Genomic DNA, 21,755 nt, shown 5'->3' on the forward strand with positions numbered 1-21,755 from the left:
CGGGGATTTTTTACGCGTTGCGGCAGAACGGCGGAAGTGGGTGACACCCGGCCTGATTCTTCAGGCTGCGTCCACCCCTTCTTCTGTTCAGGCCAGAGAATCCCTTCTGCTGTCAGATCATCCGGTTCCGGAGTCTGACAGTTCCGGTTTACCGGACGGAACGACCCAGGCTTTGGCCCGGGTCGGTTTTACCGTTTCCAAAAAGGTCGGAAATTCCGTCGCCCGCAACCGGGCCCGCCGCCGCCTGCGGGCGGCTGTTGATGAACTGATGCCGCTGCTGGCTATTGACGGCACCGATTATGTGCTGATCGGCCGCCCGGCCACCATCGACCGCCCGTGGGACGCCCTGCTGAAAGACCTGCGCACCGCCCTGACCCGGATCCGCACCGTGGAACCGGGCAGCGATCCCCTGCCGCCGCGCCGCAAAGGCGGAAAGGCCGGAGCAGGCAAACCCCGCCCCCACTTCGGGCGCGGCAAAGGCCCCATTCCGGCATCCACCACTCTGGCACCCACCACCCCGGATCCTGCGGCGGCGGACGGAGACGGCAGCGATGACGGGGCCTGACCCTTCATCCCGCGTCCGTACACCGCCGCGCCTGCCTGCGCTGCTGGATCTGCCGCTGCGCCTGCTGTTCCTGACCCTGATCCATGCCTACCGCCTGCTGCTGTCGCCGCTGCTGCCGCCCAGCTGCCGTTATACCCCGACCTGCTCCGCCTATGGGCTGGAGGCAGTGCGCCGCCATGGTGCCCTTTACGGCGGCTGGCTGACCCTGCGGCGGATCCTGCGCTGCCACCCATGGGGCGGACAGGGCTACGATCCGGTTCCCGGCTCCCATGATCCCCAGACCGAAGCGGATCGCCTCCACAGGCACGGCCCCGGCTGCGGTCACACCCCCCAAAAGTCTGATAAATAAAGCCCTTTCCTGCCCCCATGGCAGGAGAGCGCCGGTCGGGGACCCGGAGTTCCCGAAAATCCCGGCAGAAGAATGGCCTGATCCGGCATTTTCCGGTCACTAAGAGCTAGACTTGCCGCGCCTCTGCCTCCATCTTCACGGCCAAACTTCTACGGCACCGGCCCCACCGTCGGGGGCGCTGCTTCCTTTTCGCCTCATACGCGGATCTTGCGCGCAATGCTTGAACAGAAAAACCTTATCATTGCGGTAGCCCTGTCGCTGGTGATCATCGTCGGCTTCGAGTTTCTGGCTCCCAAGCCGCCGAAGCCGGTCGAAACCGCCGCCCAGAGCCAAACCGTCACGCCGCAGCCGACGGCAATACCGTCTGTCGCCGCCCCGGGGATGCCGTCCTCGGTCAACGGCCTGCTGAAGGACCGCCCGGCCCTGCTGGCTGACAGCAAGCGTGTGACCATCAGCACTCCGTCCCTGTCCGGGTCGCTGTCGCTGACCGGCAGCCGTATTGATGACCTGACCCTGACCGGCTACCGCGAAACCGCGGCGGCGGACTCGGCCAGGATTGTCCTGCTGAGCCCGAAGAATGCCACGGACTCCTATTATGCCGAATTCGGCTGGGTTCCGGCCGTGGCTGGCATGGCCACTCCCGGCACCGACACCACCTGGACCGCCGACCGCGACACCCTGACCGACACCGCCCCGGTGACGCTGAGCTGGGACAACGGGCAGGGTCTGGTGTTCAAGCGCGTGATCTCGGTGGACCGTGACTTCCTGTTCACCATCACCGACACCGTGGAGAACAAGAGCGGCGGCGACGTCACCCTGTTCCCCTACGGTCTGGTGGCGCGTGGCTACACCCCGCATACCGCCGACTTCTACATCCTGCATGAAGGCCCGGTCGGCGTGTTCGACGGCACGCTGAAGGAAATCAAGTACAAGGCCCTGAAGGACGAAAAGAAGGTCGAGCATCCCTCCACCGGTGGCTGGGTCGGCATCACCGACAAGTACTGGCTGACCGCCATCGACCTTGATAACGCCACGGAAAGCAAGGCCCGCTTCCTGTACACCGGGAACAACGGCGACCGCTATCAGGTGGATTATCTGGGCGCGGCCCGTCAGATCGCCGCCGGGGCTTCGGTCACCACCAAGACCGATTTCTTCGCCGGGGCCAAGCAGGTCAACCTGCTCGACCGCTATGCCGAAGAAAAGCACATCGACCGCTTCGACCTCGCCATCGATTTCGGCTGGTTCTACTTCCTGACCAAGCCGTTCTTCTACGCGCTGCAGACCCTGCATGGCTGGCTGGGCAACTTCGGTCTGGCGATCGTCGCCTTCACCGTCGCCCTGCGTCTGGTGCTGTATCCGCTGGCGAACAAGTCCTACATCGCCATGAACAAGATGAAGCTGCTGCAGCCGAAGGTGAAGGAGCTGCAGGAACGCTTCAAGGATGACCGTCAGCGCCTGAATCAGGAAATGATGGCCGTCTATAAGGCGGAAGGGGCCAACCCGCTGGCCGGCTGCCTGCCGATCCTGCTGCAGATTCCGATCTTCTTCGCGCTGTACAAGGTGCTGTTCATTTCCATCGAAATGCGCCACACCCCGTTCTATCTGTGGATCACCGACCTGTCGGCCCCGGATCCGACCAGCCTGTTCAACCTGTTCGGCCTGATCCCGTGGACTCCGCCGTCCTTCCTGCACATCGGCGTTCTGCCGCTGATCATGGGTGTCACCATGTATCTGCAGCAGAAGATGAACCCGGCCCCGGCCGACCCGATTCAGGCGCGGATGATGAACCTGCTGCCGATCGTCTTTACGGTGATGCTGGCGGGCTTCCCGGCCGGTCTGGTGCTGTACTGGACCTGCAACAACACCCTGTCGATCCTTCAGCAGTGGTCCATCGCCCGCCGGTACAACAAACTGACCTCCGCCAAGGCGAAGGCATAAGGAGCGGACCCGGTGCGCGACGCAACCCAACCGCTGGGAAACGAGGAACTGGAGGAGGGCCGCAAGCTCTTCTCCCGTCCCTGCACGTTCATGCTGGGCATGGCCTCCCTGTCCCAGCTGCCGCCTGACACCCTGCCGGAAGTCTGCTTTGCAGGCCGGTCCAATGTGGGGAAATCCAGCCTGATCAATGCCCTGACCGGGCATAACGGGCTGGCCCGCACCTCCGACACGCCCGGCCGGACGCAGGAAATCAACTTCTTCTCCCTCGACGGCATCATGCAGCTTGCCGATCTGCCGGGGTACGGCTATGCCCGTGCCCCCAAGGATCAGGTCGCCCGCTGGACCCGGCTGATCAAGTCGTATCTGCGAGGCCGGTCCAACCTGCGCCGCGTGATGCTGCTGATCGACAGCCGCCACGGCATCAAAAGCACCGACGGCGAGATCATGACCATGCTCGACGCCGCTGCGGTCAACTATCAGGTGATCCTGACCAAGACCGATAAGCTGCGCCCGACGGAGCTGGAGGCCGTGCTGGCCAAAACCAGACTGGATCTGGCCAAGCATGTGGCCGCCCATCCGGTGATTCTCTGCACCAGCTCGGCCAAGACCAGCGGCCTGGACGAAGTCCGTGCCGAAATCGCCGCCCTGTCGCGGTTTTAAGCCTGTCACTGTTTTAAGCTGGCCCCGGTTTTAAGGCCGCCGTGCCGTACCGGGGCGGCGGTCCTGACGTCTCTCCCTTTTCCGTAAACGCGTTCACGAGGATCCGTGTCGATGTCCGACAGCAATTCTCCGATCACCAGTGAAATTCCCGCCGCCGAACGCGACCTGTGGCTGCGCAAGGCGCAGACCCTGTCCGACGCCCTGCCGTATATGTGCCAGTTCGGCGGCAAGCGCGTGGTGGTGAAGTACGGCGGCCACGCCATGGGCGAGGAAGCGCTGGCCCTTCAGTTCGCGCAGGACATCGTGCTGCTCAATCAGGTCGGCATCGAGCCGGTGGTGGTGCACGGCGGTGGCCCGCAGATCAAGAAGATGCTGGAACGCCTGAAGATCCAGTCGGAATTCATTGATGGCCTGCGCGTCACCGACAAGGCCACCGTCGATATCGTCGAAATGGTTCTCGCCGGGTCGATCAACGCCGAAATCGTCACCGCCATCAACCGTTCCGGCGGGTTTGCCATCGGCCTGTCGGGCAAAGACGGCAACCTGATCAAGTGCCGCAAGCTGGCCCGCACCAAGAAAGACCCCGACAGCTCCATTGAAACGGTGCTGGATCTGGGCTTCGTCGGTGAGCCGGTGGAAGTGAACACCCACATCCTGAAGCACTTTGAGCAGTCCGACATCATCCCCGTCGTCGCCCCGATCGGCTACGGCGAACAGGGGGAAACCTTCAACATCAACGCCGATACCGCCGCCGGGTCAATCGCCGGGGCTCTTCAGGCCGCCCGCCTGTTGATGCTGACCGACGTGCCGGGTGTGCTGGACAAAAACAAGAAGCTGATCCCGGACCTGACCATCGCCGACGCCCGCCGTCTGATGGAAGACGGCACTATCTCCGGCGGCATGATCCCGAAGATCGAAACCTGCATCGAAGCCGTCGAAGGCGGCGTCGAGGCGGCGGTGATCATGGATGGCCGCATGCCGCATGCGGTGCTGCTGGAACTGTTCACCCCGCGGGGTGCCGGAACCCTGATCCGTAAGGGATAAACCTGCCGCCCTCAGGGATCAGACCCAGACAGACCAGCCCCCTGCCCATCCCGGGCCGGGGGCTGTCTTTTTAGGAAATACCCCCATCCTGCAAGCGGGTGGGGACGGGCAGGGGGTTTCTCTGGTAAGACACTGCCATCGCCGTTTCCCCTTAAAGGACCCTGCCTTCATGACCGCAGCCGCCCCGCGTCTGAGCCCCTCCGTGACCCATATCGACACCTGGCTGTTTGATCTGGACAACACGCTCTACCCGGCCAGCAGCAGCGTGTTCCCGCAGATTGACGCAAAGATGAAGGCCTTCATCGGCAGCTTCCTCGGCCTGTCGCCGGAAGAGGCCTTTGCCCTGCAAAAGAAGTATTACCGCGATTACGGCACCACCCTGCGCGGCCTGATGCTGAACCACGGGCTGGAGCCGGACGCCTTTCTCGATTACGTCCATGACGTCGATCATTCGGCGCTGGACCATGATGCCGCCCTGCGCGCCGCCATCGCCGCCCTGCCCGGCCGCCGTCTGGTGTTCACCAACGGCACCGTCAAGCATGCCGACCGGGTTCTGGAAAAGCTGGGACTGGAAGACCTGTTTGAAGGCACTTTCGACATCCGCGCCGCCGACTTCATCCCCAAGCCGCAGAGACAGACCTATGACAGGCTGATCGCCACCTATGGGATTGATCCGACCCGGACCGCCTTCTTCGAGGACAGCCACATCAACCTGAAAACGGCGGCAGAACTGGGGATGACCACGGTTCTGGTGCGGTCCGGCCCCGACCATGCGCCGCTGTCGCAGGTCGATCCGGCGGAGCTGGCCGGATACTGCCACCACATCACCGACGATCTGGCGGTGTGGCTGGCCGATGCGCTGGCCGATCTGGGGCTGTCCCCGGCCTGAGCCGGGACACTCCCGCCGGACGGCGTTACTTCACCTTCACATCCATTTTCGCGAGATTGGCCCGGGCGATATCCGCTGCCGGAGACTCCGGGGCGGACCGCAGCACGCTCATCCACAGGGTGCGGGCGGCGGAATCATTGCCGGTGACCCGGGCCAGAATCCCCGATTCCACCAAGGCATCCGGGTTGTTCGGCTCCAGCGCCAGCGCCCGCTGAATGTCGGCCTTGGCCAGATCCAGCGTTTCCAGACGGCGATACGCCGCCGCCCGCAGCACCAGCGCCGACACCCGGTTCGGCTGGCGGTCCAGCACACCGTTCAGGTCATCCACCGCGTCCCACGGTTCGCCGTAGTCGATGCGCATCACCGCGCGGTCTTCCAGCACATCCGGGTCCCCCGGCAGCACCTTGGCCGCCGCATTCAGCACCGCCAGCGCCCGGGGCGGCTGTCCGGCCAGCGTGCGGGCCTGTGCCGCCTGCCGCAGCAGGCCGACCTTGATCTGGGCACTTTCCCGGCTTTTCTCGGCCAGGGTCTCCAGAAGATCCGCCGCCGCCTCCGGCTCGTTCAGGCCGATCAAGGCGGTGGCCCGGCAATGTTCCGCCGGAACCCCACCGCCGAAGGCCGCCCATTCCCCGGCCTGATCGAATCCGGCCTTCGGCCGTTCCCGCGCCGTTTTCATGCAGGCAGCATAGTCCGCACTGTTCCAGCCGACATCAGACTTTACCGCCGGGGCCGGGGCCGCCGCCGGAGCGGATGCCTTGGCCGGGGCCTTTTTATCCTGCGCCGCCAGCGCCGGGGCCAGCAGGCCACCCCACACCACCACGCCAGCCAGTGTCAGAACAGTGACAGTCCGCGACAGCCGCATCGCCGGAAGCTCCTAAACCACAGGACAGGCCCTTGCCGCCCCTGCTTTGGGGTCTTACGTTGAAACTCCGGCCAAATCAAGGCAGGCCCCACCCTCATCCCGTTGTCCCCGGAGGGATCATGTCGCGTCATCTGTTCTGTTTCGGTCTGGGGTACAGCGCCCGCGTTCTGGCCCGCCGCCTGCTTGCCGACGGCTGGACTGTCAGCGGCACCGTGCAGGACCCGGCCCGCAGCCCGGCCCCGGACGGCGTGACCCTGTGGGCCTATGACGGGTCCGCTCCGCTGCCGCTGCGGGCCTTTGACGGCGTCAGCCATGTGCTGTCCTCGGTTCCTCCGGCCCGGGAAGGTGGGGACTCTGCCACCGAAACCGATGGCGGCGACCCGGTCCTGCGCCATCATGCCGCCCTGCTGCGGCAGAAACTGGCCGACGGCAGCCTGACGTGGGCCGGATATCTGTCCACCACCGGGGTTTACGGTGACCATCACGGCGGCTGGGTGGATGAAGACACCCCGATCGACCCCGATCTGCCCCGCTCCGCCCGCCGCGCCCGTGCGGAAGCGGCATGGCTGGCCCTTGGTGGCCCGGTGCATGCCTTCCGGCTGGCCGGGATCTACGGGCCGGGGCGCAGCGCACTGGACTCGATGCGCAATGGCACCGCCCGCCGGATCATCAAGCCGGGGCAGGTGTTCTGCCGGATCCATGTGGAGGATATTGCCGCCGTGGTCCAAGCCTCGATGCAGCAGCCCAACCCGGGACGGATCTACAACGTCTGCGATGATGAACCGGCCCCGCCGCAGGATGTGATTGCCCATGCCGCCACCCTGCTGGGCCTGCCGGTGCCGCCGGACCTGCCGATCGAACAGGCCAGCCTGTCGCCGATGGCCGCCAGCTTCTACGCCGACAGCCGCCGGGTGCGGAACGACCGCATCAAGCAGGAGCTGGGTGTGACCCTGACCCACCCCACCTACCGCCACGGGCTGGAAGCCCAGCTCCGCGCCGGATGAGATAGGAAATTTAAGGCAAAGCCAACCGACCGCCGGTCATCGGGGCCGGGCACCCGGTGGTCTCGGGGAAGGTCTGCGGCAGACCGTCCAGATGGCGCAGGGCAAGAAAAGCGAAGGCCTGCGCCTCCAGCGCATCGCCATCCCAGCCCCGGCTTTCCACCGGCTCCACCGGCACCGCCAGCCGTTGCCGCAACGCCGCCATCAAGGTCGGGTTATGCCGCCCGCCCCCGCAGACCAGCCAGCGGGCCGGAGCCTGCGGCATCCAGTCGCGCGCCGTGGCACAGGCCTCGACGGTGAAGGCGGCCAGCGTTGCCGCCCCGTCCGCCGCCGACAGACCATCAACACAGCGGGCCAGCGCCGCAAAGTCATCGCGGTCGAGGGATTTCGGCGGGCGGCGGGAAAAATAGGGGTGAGCCATCAGGCGGCCAAGGGCGGCGGCATCCACCTGCCCCTGACGGGCCAGCGCCCCATCGCGGTCCACCGCCACTCCGGTATGGCGTAACGCCCAGTCATCCAGCAGGGCATTGCCCGGGCCGGTGTCAAAGGCCAGCGGCGCCTGTCCGGCGGCCAGAACCGTCACATTCGCCACCCCGCCGATGTTCAGCACCGCCGTCACGCCGGGGGCATCCTGCCCGGCATGATCCTGCCCGGCACAGAGGGCCTGATGGTAGACCGGCACCAGCGGTGCCCCCTGCCCGCCCGCCTTCACATCCGCCGTGCGGAAATCATAGACCACCGGGCACCCCAGCCGCGCCGCCAGCCGTGCCCCGTCGCCGATCTGGCGGGTGTGGCGCTCCTGCGGGCGGTGGTTGATGGTCTGCCCATGGAAACCGACCACCGCCACCTGCCGGGCTGTCAGTCCGGCGGCGGCCAGCAGGTCTTCCACCGCTTCGGCATGGATATCGGTCAGGGTGCGTTCCACCGCCGCAATCGCCTCTTCACCGCCACGCTCGCCCAGAATGGCGCGCACCGCCTCCCGCAGCTCCGGCGGATAGGGGCAGGTGCGGGCCGGGCCGAAGGCGCGGACGGTCCGGCCATCGCTGTGGATCAGGGCGGCATCCACCCCATCCAGCGACGTGCCGCTCATCAGGCCGACGGCCCAGCGGCTGACGGCGGATTCAGGGACATCGCTGGCGCTGGGAGCGGCCGGAGCGGAGGAAAACACGGGGCTGGCGGCGGCTGCGGTCATGGCTGCTTCGTTGTGATGCGGCGGGGAGTGTGGTAAACGACGCCTCTTACCCTTAACCCGTGGGGCACAGGCGGCGGTATCAACCTTAGCCCCTTTGCACCCCCAGTGAAAGAGACCCATCATGAGTTCCCCGCACGCTTCACTCCGGTCAGACTTCCTGAAGACCGTGGTCGAGCGCGGCTATATGTACCAGTGTACCGATCTGGAGGGACTGGACGCCGCGCTCTCAGCCGGAATCGTCCCGGCCTATATCGGCTTTGACGCGACGGCAGACAGCCTGCACGTCGGCTCGCTGATTCAGATCATGCTGCTGCGCTGGTTGCAGAAGACCGGCCACAAGCCGGTGGTCCTGATGGGGGGCGGCACCAGCCGCATCGGCGATCCGTCCTTCAAGGACGAAGCCCGCAAACTGCTGAGCGATGAGCAGATCGCCGCCAATATGGATGGCATCAAGAAGGTCTTCGCCAAGTACCTGACCTTCGGCGACGGCCCGACCGATGCCGTGATGGTCAACAACAACGACTGGCTGGGCCAGTTGAACTACATCGACTTCCTGCGGGATTTCGGCGTGCATTTCACCATCAACCGCATGCTGAGCTTTGATTCGGTCAAGCTGCGGATGGACCGGGAACAGCCGCTGACCTTCCTGGAATTCAACTACATGATCCTCCAGGCCTATGACTTCCGCGAGCTGAACAACCGCCGTGGCGTCCGTCTTCAGATGGGCGGCTCCGACCAGTGGGGCAATATCATCAACGGGGTGGAACTGACCCGCCGCAAGGATGGCCAGACCGAAGGCTATAAGGAAGTCTACGGCCTGACCTCGCCGCTGCTGACCACCGCCTCCGGCGCCAAGATGGGCAAGACCGCCAACGGCGCGGTGTGGCTGAACGAAGAAAAGCTGCCCAGCTATGACTTCTGGCAGTTCTGGCGCAACACCGAGGATGCCGATGTCGGCCGCTTCCTGCGCCTGTTCACCGAACTGCCGCTGGACGAAATCGCCCGTCTGGAAGCGCTGGAAGGCGCGGAAATCAACGAGGCGAAGAAGATCCTCGCCGACGCGGTGACCACGCTGGCCCGGGGTGCCGACTCCGCCGCCGCCGCCCGGCGCACTGCCGAGGAAACCTTCGAGAAGGGTGGCGTCGCCGGGGACCTGCCGACCATCACCGCCGACCTGTCGGCGGCGGTACCGGTGATCGACCTTCTGGTGTCGGCCGGTCTGGCCGCCTCCAAGGGCGAGGCCCGCCGTCTGGTGCGCGGCGGTGGGGTGAAGATCAACGACGCCAAGGTCGATGACGAGAACCAGACCGCTTCTGCCGCCGATCTCGCCGATGGGGTGATCAAACTCTCCGCCGGGAAGAAGAAGCACGCGCTGGTGAAGCAGGGCTGACCCCTCAGCCCTCTTTCCCTGCCGGAACCCTGCAACGGGCCGCAGTGATGCGGCCCGTTTTGCATAAGACCTGCGCCTCAATCCCCCTGCGCCCCTTCTCAAAACATTGAGGTCAAGGAGCCCGCGGCTCCTTGCGGGTTTCAGGGCAGAGCCCTGAGGGGGCGGGTTTCAGGCCAAAGCCCTGAAGGGGCGGGTTTCAGGCCAAAGCCCTGAAGGGGCGGGTTTCAGGCCAAAGCCCTGAAGGGGCGGGTTTCAGGCAAGGCTCTCCCCTCATCCCTTCGGCGTCCGCATCCCTGCCAGCATCAACAGCCCCGCCCCCATCGCCACCGCCGCCATGATCAGTCCGGCGTTGTAGCTGCCGCTGCGCTCCGCCAGAAAACCGGTCACCCCCGGGGCAATGGTCTGGGCAACCCCATAGGACAGGGTCAGACGGGCCATCGCCTGCGACGGATTGGCCGGAAACTGCCGCCCGGCCAAGGCCAGCGTCATCGCCACAATGCCGATAAAGGTGGCCCCGAACAGCACTGCCCCGGCCAGTGCCGCCATCAGGCCATCGGAGAGCACCGGCAGCAGGATCGAAACGATCTGCAAGGCATAGGCGGCGATCAGGGCCGGAATATCGCCCAGCCGCCGCGCCACCCGGTCCCACAGAATGCAGGCAGGCATGGCGGCCAGCCCGGTGACCACCCAGACGGTCGGGCCGGTGCCACGCAGATCCGGCACCCGTTCCGTCACCGCGACCAGAAAGGTGGCGCTGACCACAAAGCCGACCCCGGCACAGAAATAGGCCGGAATCAGCAGCCAGCCGCTTCCGCCGCCGGACCGGACCGGCCCCTCCGCCGCCTTGCGGGCCAGCGGAGTCATCTCCGGCATCCAGCCCCAGGCCGGGATCAACAGCAGGACCGCCAGCGCCCCCATCCCCAGCCATTGCCGGTCCCACGGCCAGAGCGCCATCAGCAGCACCAGCACCCCGGAAACCACAATCCCCAGCCCCAGACCGGCGAAATGCACCCCCAGTTCCGGGCGGCGGCCCTGCGCCACCAGCCACGCAAAGACCATCCCCGATCCCAGCAGCATCCCCCCGGCGGCGCTGACTCCGGCGATGAAGCGCAGAACCATCCACAGCCACGGATCGGTGGTCAGGCCCATACCCGCCACCCCGATCACCCCGGCCAGCAGCCCGGCACGGTACAGCCGCAGGCGCAGCTGCGGGCCGGAGACCGCCGTGGCAATCAGGGTTCCGGTCATGTACCCCGCGTAGTTGACCGTCGCCAGCAGGCCGCCCAGCGCATCATCAAGTCCCGCCTGCGCTTTCATCAGCGGCAGCAGCGGGGTGTAGGCGAAGCGGGCCAGCCCGATGGTCAGAACAAGGGAGCAGATGCCGGCGGTCAGAACCTGCCAGCGATACCGGGGCGACATGGGGAGTCTCCGTCTGGGATCCATCAGAGAACAGTGATACGGTGCCCGCCTCCGTCTGTCTTGCGATGGAATGACAAAAAATGTCGATCAACCGCCAAGATCTGTTTCCGGCCGGGGAGAACTGGCAGCCCCTGTCCGTGCCCGACGCCGATCAGCGGCCCGATCCCCTGCGGGTGCGCGCCCAGTCCCTGCCCGCCCGCCATTACTTTCCCGATCACAGCCACGACTGGCACCAGATGGTCTATGCCATCACCGGGGCGCTGACGGTGTTCCTCGACGGGCGGCGGTTCGTGATCCCCCCGGAACAGGCGGTGTGGCTGCCCGGCGGCACCCCCCATGCCGTCGCCACCCGCAGCGGGGCCGAATACCGCAGCCTGTATGTGGCGGAGACCGCCGGAACAGGGCTGGCGGGCGTCCCGTTTGTTTTCGCGGTTCCGCCGCTGCTGCGGGCCCTGATCATCGAGGCCACCGATCTCCAGCGGGCCGATGACGGCAGCGCCTATGCCGAACAGGTCAACAGCCTGATCCTTGCCACCCTGCCCCGGCTGACCGCCCTGCCCTCGGCCCTGCCCTGGCCGCGGCGGCGACAGTTGATCGTGCTGTGCGAGGCCCTTTATGCCCACCCCGACGATCCACGCGGACTGGACGACTGGGCCAAGACCCTCGGCCTGTCGGAACGCAGCCTGACCCGGCACTTTCAGGCCGAAACCGGCATGACCCTGCGGGCGTGGCGGCGACGGCTGCGGCTGTTCCGCAGTCAGGAGCTTCTGGCCACCGGGGCCAGCATCACCGCCATCGCGCTGGAGCTGGGATATGCGTCCGTTTCCGCCTTTATCGCCATGTTCCGGGCGGAAACCGGGCTCAGCCCGGACGCCTACCGCCGCAGTGATCTGTCGGCAGAGGCAGACGCGACACGGTGAGACCCCCTAAATCCACAACAAAAGAACGTTATTTTTCTCCCCGCATGACCATCATGCGCAAAACGCATGTGAAAAAAGATTGCTGTAAACGAATGGACCGACTAAGTTGGATCCAACGCGCCGATTTGCTTCTCAGCTTGCGGGCGCTTGATAAATGCGGCTAAAGCGAGGGGCTTATCGGATATCCGCTTTGCACCGCTTTACCGTCAGGAAAAGCGGTTTTTTTGTTTATCCGGGTGCCTGCCATGATCCGTCTGAAGTCTGTCGAGAAAACCTATCCCGCCCGCCGGGGGACCCCGCCGCACACCGCCCTGAAAGGGGTGAGCCTGTCCGTCGGCAAGGGCGAGATTTTCGGCATCATCGGCCGGTCCGGTGCCGGAAAATCGACCCTGCTGCGCACCATCAACCTGCTGGAACGGCCGACCGCCGGAACGGTGGAGGTGGAAGGCCGCGATGTCACCGCCCTGCCCATCCGCGACCTGCCGCTGTTCCGGCGCCGGATCGGCATGGTGTTCCAGCACTTCAACCTGCTGTCATCCCGCACCGTTTATGACAACGTCGCCCTGCCGCTGGAACTGGCCGGGGCCAGCAAAGCGGAGATTGCCGCCGCTGTGGATCCGCTGCTGCCCCTCGTCGGGCTGGCTGACAAGCGGGACCGCTATCCGGCGGAACTGTCCGGCGGGCAGAAGCAGCGCGTCGGCATTGCCCGCGCCCTGTCCAGCTCGCCGCAGGTGCTGCTGTGCGACGAGGTGACCTCGGCACTGGACCCCGAAACCACCCGCCAGATCCTCGCCCTGCTGAAAACCATCAACCGCCGCCTGAACCTGACCATGGTGGTGATCACCCACGAAATGGATGTGGTCCGCCTGCTGTGTGACCGGGTTGCGGTGATGGACCATGGCGAGATTGTTGAGACCGGCATCACCGCCGATGTGTTTGCCAACCCGGCCCACCCGGTCACCCGGTCGATGCTGCATGAACTGCACAGCCTCGACACCCTGACCGATGCCGACCTGTCCGCCGAAGAGGTGCTGTAATGCTGTCCGCCATTCTGCCGCTGCTGCTCAATGCCACGCTGGAAACCCTGTACATGGTTTCCGTGGCACTGGCGATCAGCCTGCTGATCGGCGGGCCGCTGGGGATCCTGCTCGCCACCTCCCGGCGGGGGGAACTGTATGAAGCCCCGCTGTTCCAGCTGATTGCCGGGCCGGTGATCAACGCCGCCCGTTCCATCCCCTTCATCATTCTGGCGGTGGCGATCATTCCCTTCACCCGTCTGGTGGCCGGAACCTCCATCGGTACCAGCGCCGCCATCGTTCCGCTGACCGTTGCCGCCGTGCCGTTTCTGGCCCGCATTGTCGAAGGCGCGGTGCGCGAGGTTGACAGCGGCCTGATCGAAGCGGCACAGGCCATGGGCGCCCGCCCATGGCAGGTGGTGGTCAAGGTACTGCTGCCCGAAGCCCTGCCCGGCCTGATCCATGGCATCACCCTCGCCGCCGTGGCGATGATCGGCTACTCCGCCATGGTCGGGGCCGTCGGTGGCGGCGGGCTGGGCGACCTCGGCATCCGCTATGGCTACCAGCGGTTCCGTCCCGACATGATGATCGCGGTGGTGATCACCCTGATCGTGGTGGTGCAGGGCGTGCAGATGCTGGGCGACTGGCTGGCCCGCAAGGCCGACAAGCGTAACCTCTGATCCTTCTTTCTCTCCTTCCTTTTCGTCTTCATCTGGCTCTCAGGAGTAATCCGATGCGTCTTCTGTCCACGCTGGCGGCCGCTGCCGCCCTGGCGACCCTGACTGTTGCCCCGGTTTCCGCCAAAGACATCAAGCTGGGTGTCACCACCGGCATGCATGAGCAGGTGGCCGAAAAGGTCGCCGAGATCATCAAGGCCAAGGGCCACACCCTGAAGATCATCAGCTTCAGCGATTACGTTCTCCCCAATCAGGCGCTGGCTGACGGCGATCTGGATGCCAACAGCTTCCAGCACAAGCCGTATCTGGACCGCCAGAAGAAAGACCGTAATTTCGATCTGACCATCGTAGGCACCAGCTTTGTCGCCCCGATGGCGGTGTATTCCGACAAGATCAAGTCGCTGGCGGACCTGAAGGCCGGTGATTCCATCGCCATCCCCAACGATCCGTCCAACGGTGGCCGCGCCCTGCTGCTGCTGGCCAGGCTGGGCCTGATTGAGGTGGATGCCAAGGCCGGGCTGACCCCCGGTGCCGCTGATGTCACCAAGAATCCGAAAAACCTGAAGATCGTCGAACTGGATGCCGCCCAGCTGCCGCGCTCCCTGCCCGACGTGACGCTGGCCGCGATCAACACCAACTACGCGCTGGAAGCCAAGCTGAACCCGACCAAGGATTCCATCGCCCGTGAAGATGCGGACAGCCCCTATGCCAACGTCATCGTGGTGCAGGGCAAGAACCAGAACGAAGCGTGGGTGAAGGATCTGGTTGCCGCCTACAACGATGCTGCAATCCGCACCTTCATCACCAACGACCTGAAGGGCGCCGTGGTTCCGGCCTTCTAAGGATGTGATCTCACGCGCCGGGCGCGGGCATTCGCCCGCTTGGCTTTGGGATCTGTCCCTCAGACGGCGGGCGGGCGCGTCCGCGCCCTTGCCTCACGTCCGCATGGGCGGACGGGCCCTCAATGGGCCAGTCAGCCCGGCCAAAGCCGGGCTTCCGTTCCCTGTCTCTCAGACACCGGGTGCCTGAGGACGGTTTCATTATTTTTCTTTCTCAGAGCCTCGGGGCGGGGGGTGCGCCGCCCGCCCCGGTCCAACAGCAAAAAAAGGAAACGACCGATGCGTCTTCTGTCCACGCTCGCCGCCGCTGCGGTGTCCGCCGTCCTGATCGCCGCCCCGGCGGTCGCCAAGGAAATCAAGCTGGGTGTCTCCGCCGGTTCGCATGAGCAGGTGGCCGAGAAGGTTGCCGAGATCATCAAGGCCAAGGGCCACACCCTGAAGATCGTCACCTTCAACGACTACATTCTGCCGAATCAGGCGCTGGCCTCCGGCGATCTGGATGCCAACAGCTTCCAGCACGTGCCGTATCTGGACCAGCAGAAGAAGGACCGTGGCTACGACCTGACCGTCGTCGGCACCAACTTCGTCGAGCCGATGGGCGTGTATTCCAAGAAGATCAAGACTCTGGCCGATCTGAAGGCCGGTGATTCCGTCGCCATCCCCAATGATCCGTCCAACGGCGGCCGCGCCCTGCTGCTGCTGGCCAAGCAGGGTCTGATCGAGGTGGACGCCAAGACCGGCCTGACCCCGGGTGCCGCCGACATCACCAAGAACCCGAAGGGCCTGAAGTTCGTTGAACTGGATGCCGCCCAGCTGCCGCGCTCCCTGCCGGACGTGACCGCTGCCGCCATCAACACCAACTATGCGCTGGAAGCCGGGCTGAACCCGCTGAAGGACTCGCTGGTGATCGAAGACGCCAAGAGCCCCTATGCCAACATCGTCGTCGTCCAGACCAAGGACAAGGACGCGGCCTGGGTGAAGGATCTGGTTGCCGCCTATCAGAACGATCAGGTCCGCGCCTTCATCCTCGAAACCTTCAAGGGGGCCGTGGTTCCGGCATTCTGATCCCCACCGCGAAATGACCGGATCAGATCAGAGTCAGAAAGGGCAGCCCTGCGGCTGCCCTTTTCCATCGGTGGCTTCTTTTTTCGATCAGACCCGGATGATCTGTTGCAGGAAGCGTTCCACCTCCTGCCGCAGGGCATCCGCCCGGGCTGTCATCGTTTCCGCAGCACTCAACACCTCGGTCGCCGCATGGCCGGTACGTTCCGCCCCGCCGCGCACATCGCTGATGCTGCCTGCCACTTCCGACGTTGAACTTGCCGCCTGCACCACGTTGCGGGCGATCTCCTGCGTTGCCGCCCCCTGTTCTTCCACGGCGCTGGCAATGGTGGTGGCGATTTCATCAATCCGGCGGATGATCCCGGCGATGGCCTGATTGGACCGTACCGCCTGACCGGTGGCCTGCTGCACCGCCTCAATCTGCCGGGTGATCTGCTCCGTCGCCTTGGCGGTCTGGTTGGCGAGGGATTTGACCTCGTTCGCCACCACGGCAAAGCCCTTCCCGGCATCCCCGGCCCGCGCCGCCTCAATGGTGGCATTCAGGGCCAGAAGATTGGTCTGGCTGGCAATGTCGTTGATCAGGTTGACCACCACCCCGATCTGCTCGGTCGAGGCCTCAAGGCTGCGGATCAGGGCGGTGCTTTCCTCTGCCGCCGCCACCGCCTCGCTGGCGATGCGGGCCGAGGTGCCGACATGGCTGCTGATCTCGTTGATCGAGGCCGACAGCTCTTCCGCCGCTGCCGCCACCGTCTCCACATTCTGGCGGGAGGCATCGGCGGCCCCGGCGACCAGACCGGCCTGTTCACTGGCCGAAGTGGCAATCGCATTCATGCCCTGCGCCGTGCTTTCCAGTGTCTGCGCGGTGCTGTCAACGGCCCCCAGCAGGGTGCTGACCTCCCCCTCAAACGCCCGGGTCAGGCCCTGAATGCGCTCGGCCCGCTCCACCTGTACCTGACGGGCTTTTTCCTGCTCCGCCGCCAGCTGGCGGTTCCGGTCCATGTTATCGCGGAACACCGTCATCGCATCGGCCATCGCCGCCAGTTCCTGCGGGCTGGTGATCTGCGGGACCACTTTCAGATCCCTGCCTTCGGCCAGTTCAGTCATGGCATCGGTCAGGGTCATGATCGGCCGGGCAATCCGCTGCCCGATCACCACCGCCAGCAGCATGGATGCCACAACGGCAATAAGGCCGACGGCCAGCATGGTCCAGCGGGCCTGCACTGCCTCGGCCATCACCTCGGCTTCCGGGGCGCTGACGATCAGCACCCAGCGTTCGCTGATCCCGTCCACACCAAACTGGGTGGCACTGATCAGGCTGGGAACCCCGCTGGCCGGATCCGGCATCGCCCGCTGCACCGCCCCTTTGGATCTGACATCCGTCAGCAGGGCCTGTAGGGCCGGGTTTTCCACTGTCTTCCCGATCAGCGTCGCATCGGGCGACGCCACCCACTTGCCATCGTGCGACACCACCATGGCATAGCCGCTGGCGTACAGCTTCACCTCCGCCGCCAGTTTCTGGATTGAGGTCAACGGGATATCAACCGTGGTGATCCCGACCGGCTTGCCAGCGACATCCGTCACCGGGGAGGAGAGGGTGGTCATCAGGGTTTTGGTGCCCATCACCTCGTACATATACGGCGGGGTGATGACCGTGCGCTTTTCCCGCATCGGCATGTCATACCAGAACTTTTCTGCGGCATCGCCGGTCATCGGCGCAATGGTGATGCCGGGCTTTCCCTTGTCATCACGGGCGGCATAAATCAGGTAACGGCCGGTATCATCGCCCAGATCCGTCTTGGCATACCGGGCGTCCTGACCGTCGAAATTGGGTTCAAAACCGCCGTAAAAACCAATGAAATCAGGGTTGTCCGTCAGTTCCTTCAGCAACACCTGCCCGAACAGGGCGCGGTCAAAGCCCCCTTCCTTCTGTAGAAAGGCGTGGGCAATCCCGGTGCCGGAACGGGCAAAGGCCGCCGCCCGCAGCAGCATGCCGCCCATGGTTTCCGCTTCCTGCGCCGATCGGCTGCTCAGGGTATCGCGGGCCCGGCTCTGGGCCAGATCCCCCAGCGTCGCCGACGCATACCAGATCACCGCCACCAGCGAGACTGCCACCGTTGCCAGAAACGGAACCAAAATCTGGCGGCGGATCGATCCGCCGGACCGTACCGTACGTGTTGTCATGCAGCTATCCCCCTCTTGTTCTCTTTATGGGGGCCTGACCAGCCAGCCGAAGGGTACACCCCTGTACCCCCGACAGCCTGAAAACAGCCCGTCCCCACCGCTCTACAGTAACATTCACATTCCGGCATATGGAATGAAAGTAATGTGGTATGGCCTTAAGACAGCTGCGTAAATTCCCTATAGGTCGTATCTACGACCCCCAAACAGCCTATTCCTGTCTTTTCAGACTCAGCCGCTCCAAGAGTGGGCCGACTCGGGGGCGGGGGTTTGCGGCCAAAGAAAAACCGCCGCCGGAACAGTCCAGCGGCGGTTTTCAACTTTACGGATAAAACCGGGTGCGGCTTATTCAGCCGCCCAGATCTTTTAAAACCAGGTGCGGCTTATTCAGCCGCACTGGGTCGATAGATCTCGCTGCCCTGCTCCCGGAACTTCTCACTCATATCGCTCATGCCCTTCTGGGCATCTCCCTTCTGGGCATCCCCACCGAATTCGTTGCGGATGTCCTGCGTGATCTTCATCGAACAGAACTTCGGCCCGCACATCGAACAGAAGTGCGCGGTCTTGTGCGCTTCCTTCGGCAGGGTGGCGTCGTGGAATTCCTGCGCCTTCTCCGGATCAAGCGACAGATTGAACTGATCCATCCACCGGAACTCGAAGCGGGCCCGCGACAGCGCATCATCGCGCAGACGGGCCGCCGGGTGCCCCTTGGCCAGATCGGCGGCATGGGCGGCGATCTTGTAGGTCACCACACCGACCCGCACGTCCTCACGGTCCGGCAGGCCCAGATGTTCCTTCGGGGTGACGTAGCACAGCATGGCGGTGCCGAACCAGCCGATCATCGCCGCGCCAATGCCGGAGGTGATGTGGTCATAGCCCGGCGCAATATCGGTGACCAATGGCCCGAGGGTGTAGAACGGGGCATCGCCACAGTGTTCACGCTGCTTGATCATATTGGCCTGCACCTTGTGCATCGGCACATGGCCGGGGCCTTCGATCATCACCTGCACGTCCTGATCCCACGCCACCTTGGTCAGTTCGCCCAGGGTTTCCAGCTCGGCGAACTGGGCGCGGTCGTTGGCATCGGCCCCGGCGCCCGGACGCAGCCCATCCCCGAGGGAGAACGACACGTCATAAGCCTTCATGATTTCGCAGATATCGGCGAAATGGGTGTACAGGAAGTTTTCCTTGTGGTGGGCAAGGCACCACTTGGCCATGATCGAGCCACCGCGCGATACGATCCCGGTGACGCGGTCCACGGTCATCGGAATGTAGGGCAGGCGCACACCGGCGTGGATGGTGAAGTAGTCAACGCCCTGTTCGCACTGCTCGATCAGGGTATCGCGGAAGATATCCCACGTCAGGTCCTCGGCGATGCCACCGACCTTTTCCAGCGCCTGATAGACCGGCACCGTGCCGATCGGAACCGGGCTGTTGCGCAGGATCCATTCGCGGATGTTGTGGATGTTACGGCCGGTGGACAGGTCCATCACGGTATCCCCGCCCCAGCGGATCGACCACACCAGCTTTTCCACTTCCTCGGCAATGCCGGAGGTAACGGCGGAGTTCCCGATGTTAGCGTTGATCTTGACCAGAAAATTCCGGCCGATCGCCATCGGTTCCAGCTCAAGGTGGTTGATGTTGGCCGGGATGATGGCGCGGCCACAGGCCACTTCCTGCCGGACCCAGTCAGCGGTGATATCGTCGGGGATCACCGCGTCATGCGGCACGCCGTCACGGGCGCGCAGACGGTCAACGTGTTCGCGGGCCTGCTGGCGCAGCAGGTTCTCGCGGATCGCCACGAATTCCATTTCCGGGGTGATGATACCCTTGCGGGCATAGTGCATCTGGGTGACGTTGCCACCGGCCTTGGCCCGGCGCGGCTGGCGGGTGACCGGGAAAGTCGGGGCCAGATAATCCCCGCTGGCATTGCCGTTGTCTTCCGGCTTCACCTGACGGCCGACGTAGCTTTCGGTATCGCCCCGGGCCATGATCCACGGTTCCCGCAGGGCCGGCAGGCCCTTGTCGATGGCATGGACGAAGGACGGATCGGTGTAGGGGCCGGAGGTGTCATACAGGCGGATCGGCGGTTCCCCCGAAGACGGCTCCAGCGCCACTTCGCGGAACGGCACCGGCACCCCCATCGGGCCTTCGACGTAGACCTTGCGCGACCCCGGCAGCGGACCGACCGTAATATTGGCCGGGGCCTTGGTGATGGAATTCATGTGGATCTCCCGTTCATAAAGAAGGAGATCCGGGTTTGGCGAGTGCGGCTTGAAATGGTCCGTCCCTCCGCCGGTATGACCCGGATCAGGTTCTAAGGGTTCCCGGTTGCTCCGGATCTCAGCCCGACGACACGCGTCGCGGCACCCCTCGGTACTTCGGCAGACAATGGAAGCAGGGCCACGCCCTGTCAAGGCCCGCCCCGGCCCCGGCCCGGCGGGCCTGTCATCTTCCCCACCGCTGTCAGGGGAATGCCGCACCTGCTAACAGGACAGGCAATGCCTGCCCGCACTTTAGGCAGCAACCCTGACATATTTTATCCAAAGTCAGAGTATCCCAGCGTGTAGAACCGCTTAGGCGCTACAACCAAAGTGGCATCGTTCTTGCTGATATAAGCGCAAAGAATAACGGGTGGCCATGGACCCAACGAGGTCCGCACAAAAGCAATGCAGTCCCAGCCGACAGCAGGAGGCTCCCCATGTCCAGTCCCGAGCGGATCGTCGCCCTCGCCGAAAAAGTATCCTCCGTCACCGCCGCCAAGATGAACACCATCCACCAGATCACCGGATCGGTGCGGATGCTGGCGCTGAACGCCCTGATCGAGGCCAACCGGGCCGGGCAGCACGGTAAGGGCTTTGCCGTGGTGGCGACCGAGGTCAAATCCATCTCACAGGCCATCACCGATGTGGCGAAGGAGCTGGAGCAGGAACTGGCGGGCAGCGCCCGCGACCTGTCCACCCTTGGCCGGGGACTGGTGGATCACGTGCGGGGCACGCGGCTGGCCGATCTGGCCCTGAACATGATCGAGATCATCGACCGGAACCTGTACGAACGCTCCTGCGATGTCCGGTGGTGGGCCACCGATGCGGCGGTGGTTGATGCTATCGCCACCCCGACCGCCGCCACCGCGCGCCGCGCCTCGGACCGGCTGGCGGTGATCCTGTCGTCCTATACCGTCTATCTGGATCTGTGGGTGATTGATGCCAGCGGCACCGTGATTGCCAATGGCCGCCCGGACCGCTACCCGCAGGCGGTAGGGCGGTCGGTGGCACAGGGCGACATCTTCCGCCGGGCTCTGGCCACCCGCGACGGCGGAGAATTCGTGGTCGGCGACATCCGCACCTATGATGCGCTGGCCGGATCACAGGCCGCCGTTTACGCCACCGCCATCCGCGAGAACGGCGAGACTGACGGTGCGCCGATCGGGGTGCTGGCGGTGTTTTTCGACTGGCAGCCGCAGGCCGAGGCGGTGGTGAAAGGCGTCCGCCTGAGCGAGGAGGAACGCGCCCGCAGCCGCTGCCTGCTGCTGGATTCCGCCGGACGGGTGATTGCCGCCTCGGACGGGAAAGGCATCCTGACGGAAACCCTCCGGCTGGACACTCAGGGGGCGGAACGGGGTCACCTCTCCGCCCCGGATGGCACCGTCACCGGCTTTGCCCTGACCCCGGGGTACGAAACCTATGACGGGCTGGGCTGGTATGGTGCCATCGTACAGGAGCCGGATCCGTCCCTTCAGGGGGGCTGAGGGTGA

At 64.8% G+C, this 21,755-nt stretch carries 18 protein-coding genes, 1 pseudogene and 1 riboswitch; of the genes and pseudogenes, 14 read left to right on the plus strand and 5 right to left on the minus strand.

Annotated features, from left to right (window positions below):
- Positions 1-40 precede the first annotated feature (40 nt).
- The 6 genes from rnpA (at position 41) to FHS48_RS14490 (ending at position 5,445) form a co-directional block, all read left to right on the plus strand.
- Entirely contained in the window at positions 41-565 is a 525-nt protein-coding gene (gene rnpA / locus FHS48_RS14465; RefSeq protein WP_416046514.1) for a ribonuclease P protein component, read from the plus strand.
- Entirely contained in the window at positions 552-914 is a 363-nt protein-coding gene (yidD, locus tag FHS48_RS14470) for a membrane protein insertion efficiency factor YidD (RefSeq protein ID WP_184264285.1), read from the plus strand. Before rnpA ends, yidD begins: the two co-directional genes overlap by 14 nt.
- A 216-nt stretch (positions 915-1,130) precedes the next feature.
- On the plus strand, positions 1,131-2,852 hold the full coding sequence (gene yidC, locus FHS48_RS14475) for a membrane protein insertase YidC (protein WP_184264286.1): 1,722 nt from the start codon (positions 1,131-1,133) through the stop codon (positions 2,850-2,852).
- Positions 2,853-2,942: 90 nt separating this feature from the next.
- Positions 2,943-3,512, plus strand: coding sequence for a ribosome biogenesis GTP-binding protein YihA/YsxC (gene yihA / locus FHS48_RS14480; protein WP_260402499.1), 570 nt, complete (start codon positions 2,943-2,945; stop codon positions 3,510-3,512).
- Between the two features lie 111 nt (positions 3,513-3,623).
- Positions 3,624-4,556 (plus strand): acetylglutamate kinase, encoded by a 933-nt coding sequence (argB, locus tag FHS48_RS14485; protein ID WP_184264288.1) that lies wholly within the window; start codon positions 3,624-3,626, stop codon positions 4,554-4,556.
- A 169-nt stretch (positions 4,557-4,725) separates the two neighbouring features.
- On the plus strand, positions 4,726-5,445 hold the full coding sequence (locus FHS48_RS14490; RefSeq protein ID WP_184264289.1) for a pyrimidine 5'-nucleotidase: 720 nt from the start codon (positions 4,726-4,728) through the stop codon (positions 5,443-5,445).
- 25 nt (positions 5,446-5,470) lie between these two features.
- On the opposite strand, the gene FHS48_RS14495 is transcribed toward FHS48_RS14490, so the two are convergent.
- Positions 5,471-6,307: a tetratricopeptide repeat protein gene (locus FHS48_RS14495; protein WP_184264290.1), complete on the minus strand. Its 837-nt coding sequence runs from the start codon at positions 6,305-6,307 to the stop codon at positions 5,471-5,473.
- 119 nt (positions 6,308-6,426) lie between these two features.
- Between FHS48_RS14495 and FHS48_RS14500 the strand changes: the two genes are divergently transcribed.
- Complete coding sequence (locus FHS48_RS14500; protein ID WP_184264291.1) at positions 6,427-7,311, plus strand: SDR family oxidoreductase; 885 nt, start codon at positions 6,427-6,429, stop codon at positions 7,309-7,311.
- 10 nt (positions 7,312-7,321) lie between these two features.
- Here FHS48_RS14500 and FHS48_RS14505 read toward each other — a convergent pair whose 3' ends face one another.
- Positions 7,322-8,500, minus strand: coding sequence for an anhydro-N-acetylmuramic acid kinase (locus FHS48_RS14505; protein ID WP_184264292.1), 1,179 nt, complete (start codon positions 8,498-8,500; stop codon positions 7,322-7,324).
- 121 nt (positions 8,501-8,621) lie between these two features.
- Here FHS48_RS14505 and tyrS point away from each other — a divergent pair, with 121 nt between their 5' ends.
- The gene (tyrS, locus tag FHS48_RS14510) at positions 8,622-9,890 is read left to right on the plus strand and encodes a tyrosine--tRNA ligase (protein ID WP_184264293.1); all 1,269 of its coding nucleotides are present in this window, start codon (positions 8,622-8,624) and stop codon (positions 9,888-9,890) included.
- A 270-nt stretch (positions 9,891-10,160) separates the two neighbouring features.
- On the opposite strand, the gene FHS48_RS14515 is transcribed toward tyrS, so the two are convergent.
- Positions 10,161-11,309: a YbfB/YjiJ family MFS transporter gene (locus FHS48_RS14515; RefSeq protein ID WP_184264294.1), complete on the minus strand. Its 1,149-nt coding sequence runs from the start codon at positions 11,307-11,309 to the stop codon at positions 10,161-10,163.
- 80 nt (positions 11,310-11,389) lie between these two features.
- Here FHS48_RS14515 and FHS48_RS14520 point away from each other — a divergent pair, with 80 nt between their 5' ends.
- The 5 genes and pseudogenes from FHS48_RS14520 (at position 11,390) to FHS48_RS14540 (ending at position 15,826) form a co-directional block, all read left to right on the plus strand.
- Entirely contained in the window at positions 11,390-12,229 is an 840-nt protein-coding gene (locus FHS48_RS14520; RefSeq protein ID WP_184264295.1) for an AraC family transcriptional regulator, read from the plus strand.
- Positions 12,230-12,474: 245 nt separating this feature from the next.
- Positions 12,475-13,224: pseudogene (locus tag FHS48_RS14525) on the plus strand (methionine ABC transporter ATP-binding protein); the annotation flags it as partial.
- A gap of 41 nt (positions 13,225-13,265) precedes the next feature.
- Positions 13,266-13,925, plus strand: a complete 660-nt coding sequence (locus tag FHS48_RS14530; protein WP_184264297.1) for a methionine ABC transporter permease — start codon at positions 13,266-13,268, stop codon at positions 13,923-13,925.
- A 53-nt stretch (positions 13,926-13,978) separates the two neighbouring features.
- On the plus strand, positions 13,979-14,764 hold the full coding sequence (locus tag FHS48_RS14535; protein WP_184264298.1) for a MetQ/NlpA family ABC transporter substrate-binding protein: 786 nt from the start codon (positions 13,979-13,981) through the stop codon (positions 14,762-14,764).
- Between the two features lie 276 nt (positions 14,765-15,040).
- The gene (locus FHS48_RS14540) at positions 15,041-15,826 is read left to right on the plus strand and encodes a MetQ/NlpA family ABC transporter substrate-binding protein (protein ID WP_184264299.1); all 786 of its coding nucleotides are present in this window, start codon (positions 15,041-15,043) and stop codon (positions 15,824-15,826) included.
- A gap of 87 nt (positions 15,827-15,913) precedes the next feature.
- Here the strand turns inward: FHS48_RS14540 and FHS48_RS14545 are convergent, their stop codons facing one another.
- Entirely contained in the window at positions 15,914-18,004 is a 2,091-nt protein-coding gene (locus FHS48_RS14545) for a methyl-accepting chemotaxis protein (RefSeq protein ID WP_184264300.1), read from the minus strand.
- A 380-nt stretch (positions 18,005-18,384) separates the two neighbouring features.
- Complete coding sequence (gene thiC / locus FHS48_RS14550) at positions 18,385-20,226, minus strand: phosphomethylpyrimidine synthase ThiC (protein WP_184264302.1); 1,842 nt, start codon at positions 20,224-20,226, stop codon at positions 18,385-18,387.
- A 45-nt stretch (positions 20,227-20,271) separates the two neighbouring features.
- A riboswitch (TPP riboswitch) is annotated at positions 20,272-20,385 on the minus strand.
- A gap of 317 nt (positions 20,386-20,702) precedes the next feature.
- Here thiC and FHS48_RS20485 point away from each other — a divergent pair.
- Complete coding sequence (locus FHS48_RS20485; protein ID WP_184264304.1) at positions 20,703-21,749, plus strand: methyl-accepting chemotaxis protein; 1,047 nt, start codon at positions 20,703-20,705, stop codon at positions 21,747-21,749.
- Positions 21,750-21,755: the final 6 nt, after the last annotated feature.

Source organism: Novispirillum itersonii (assembly GCF_014205675.1).
In the GTDB taxonomy this organism is placed as follows: domain Bacteria; phylum Pseudomonadota; class Alphaproteobacteria; order Rhodospirillales; family Rhodospirillaceae; genus Novispirillum; species Novispirillum itersonii_A.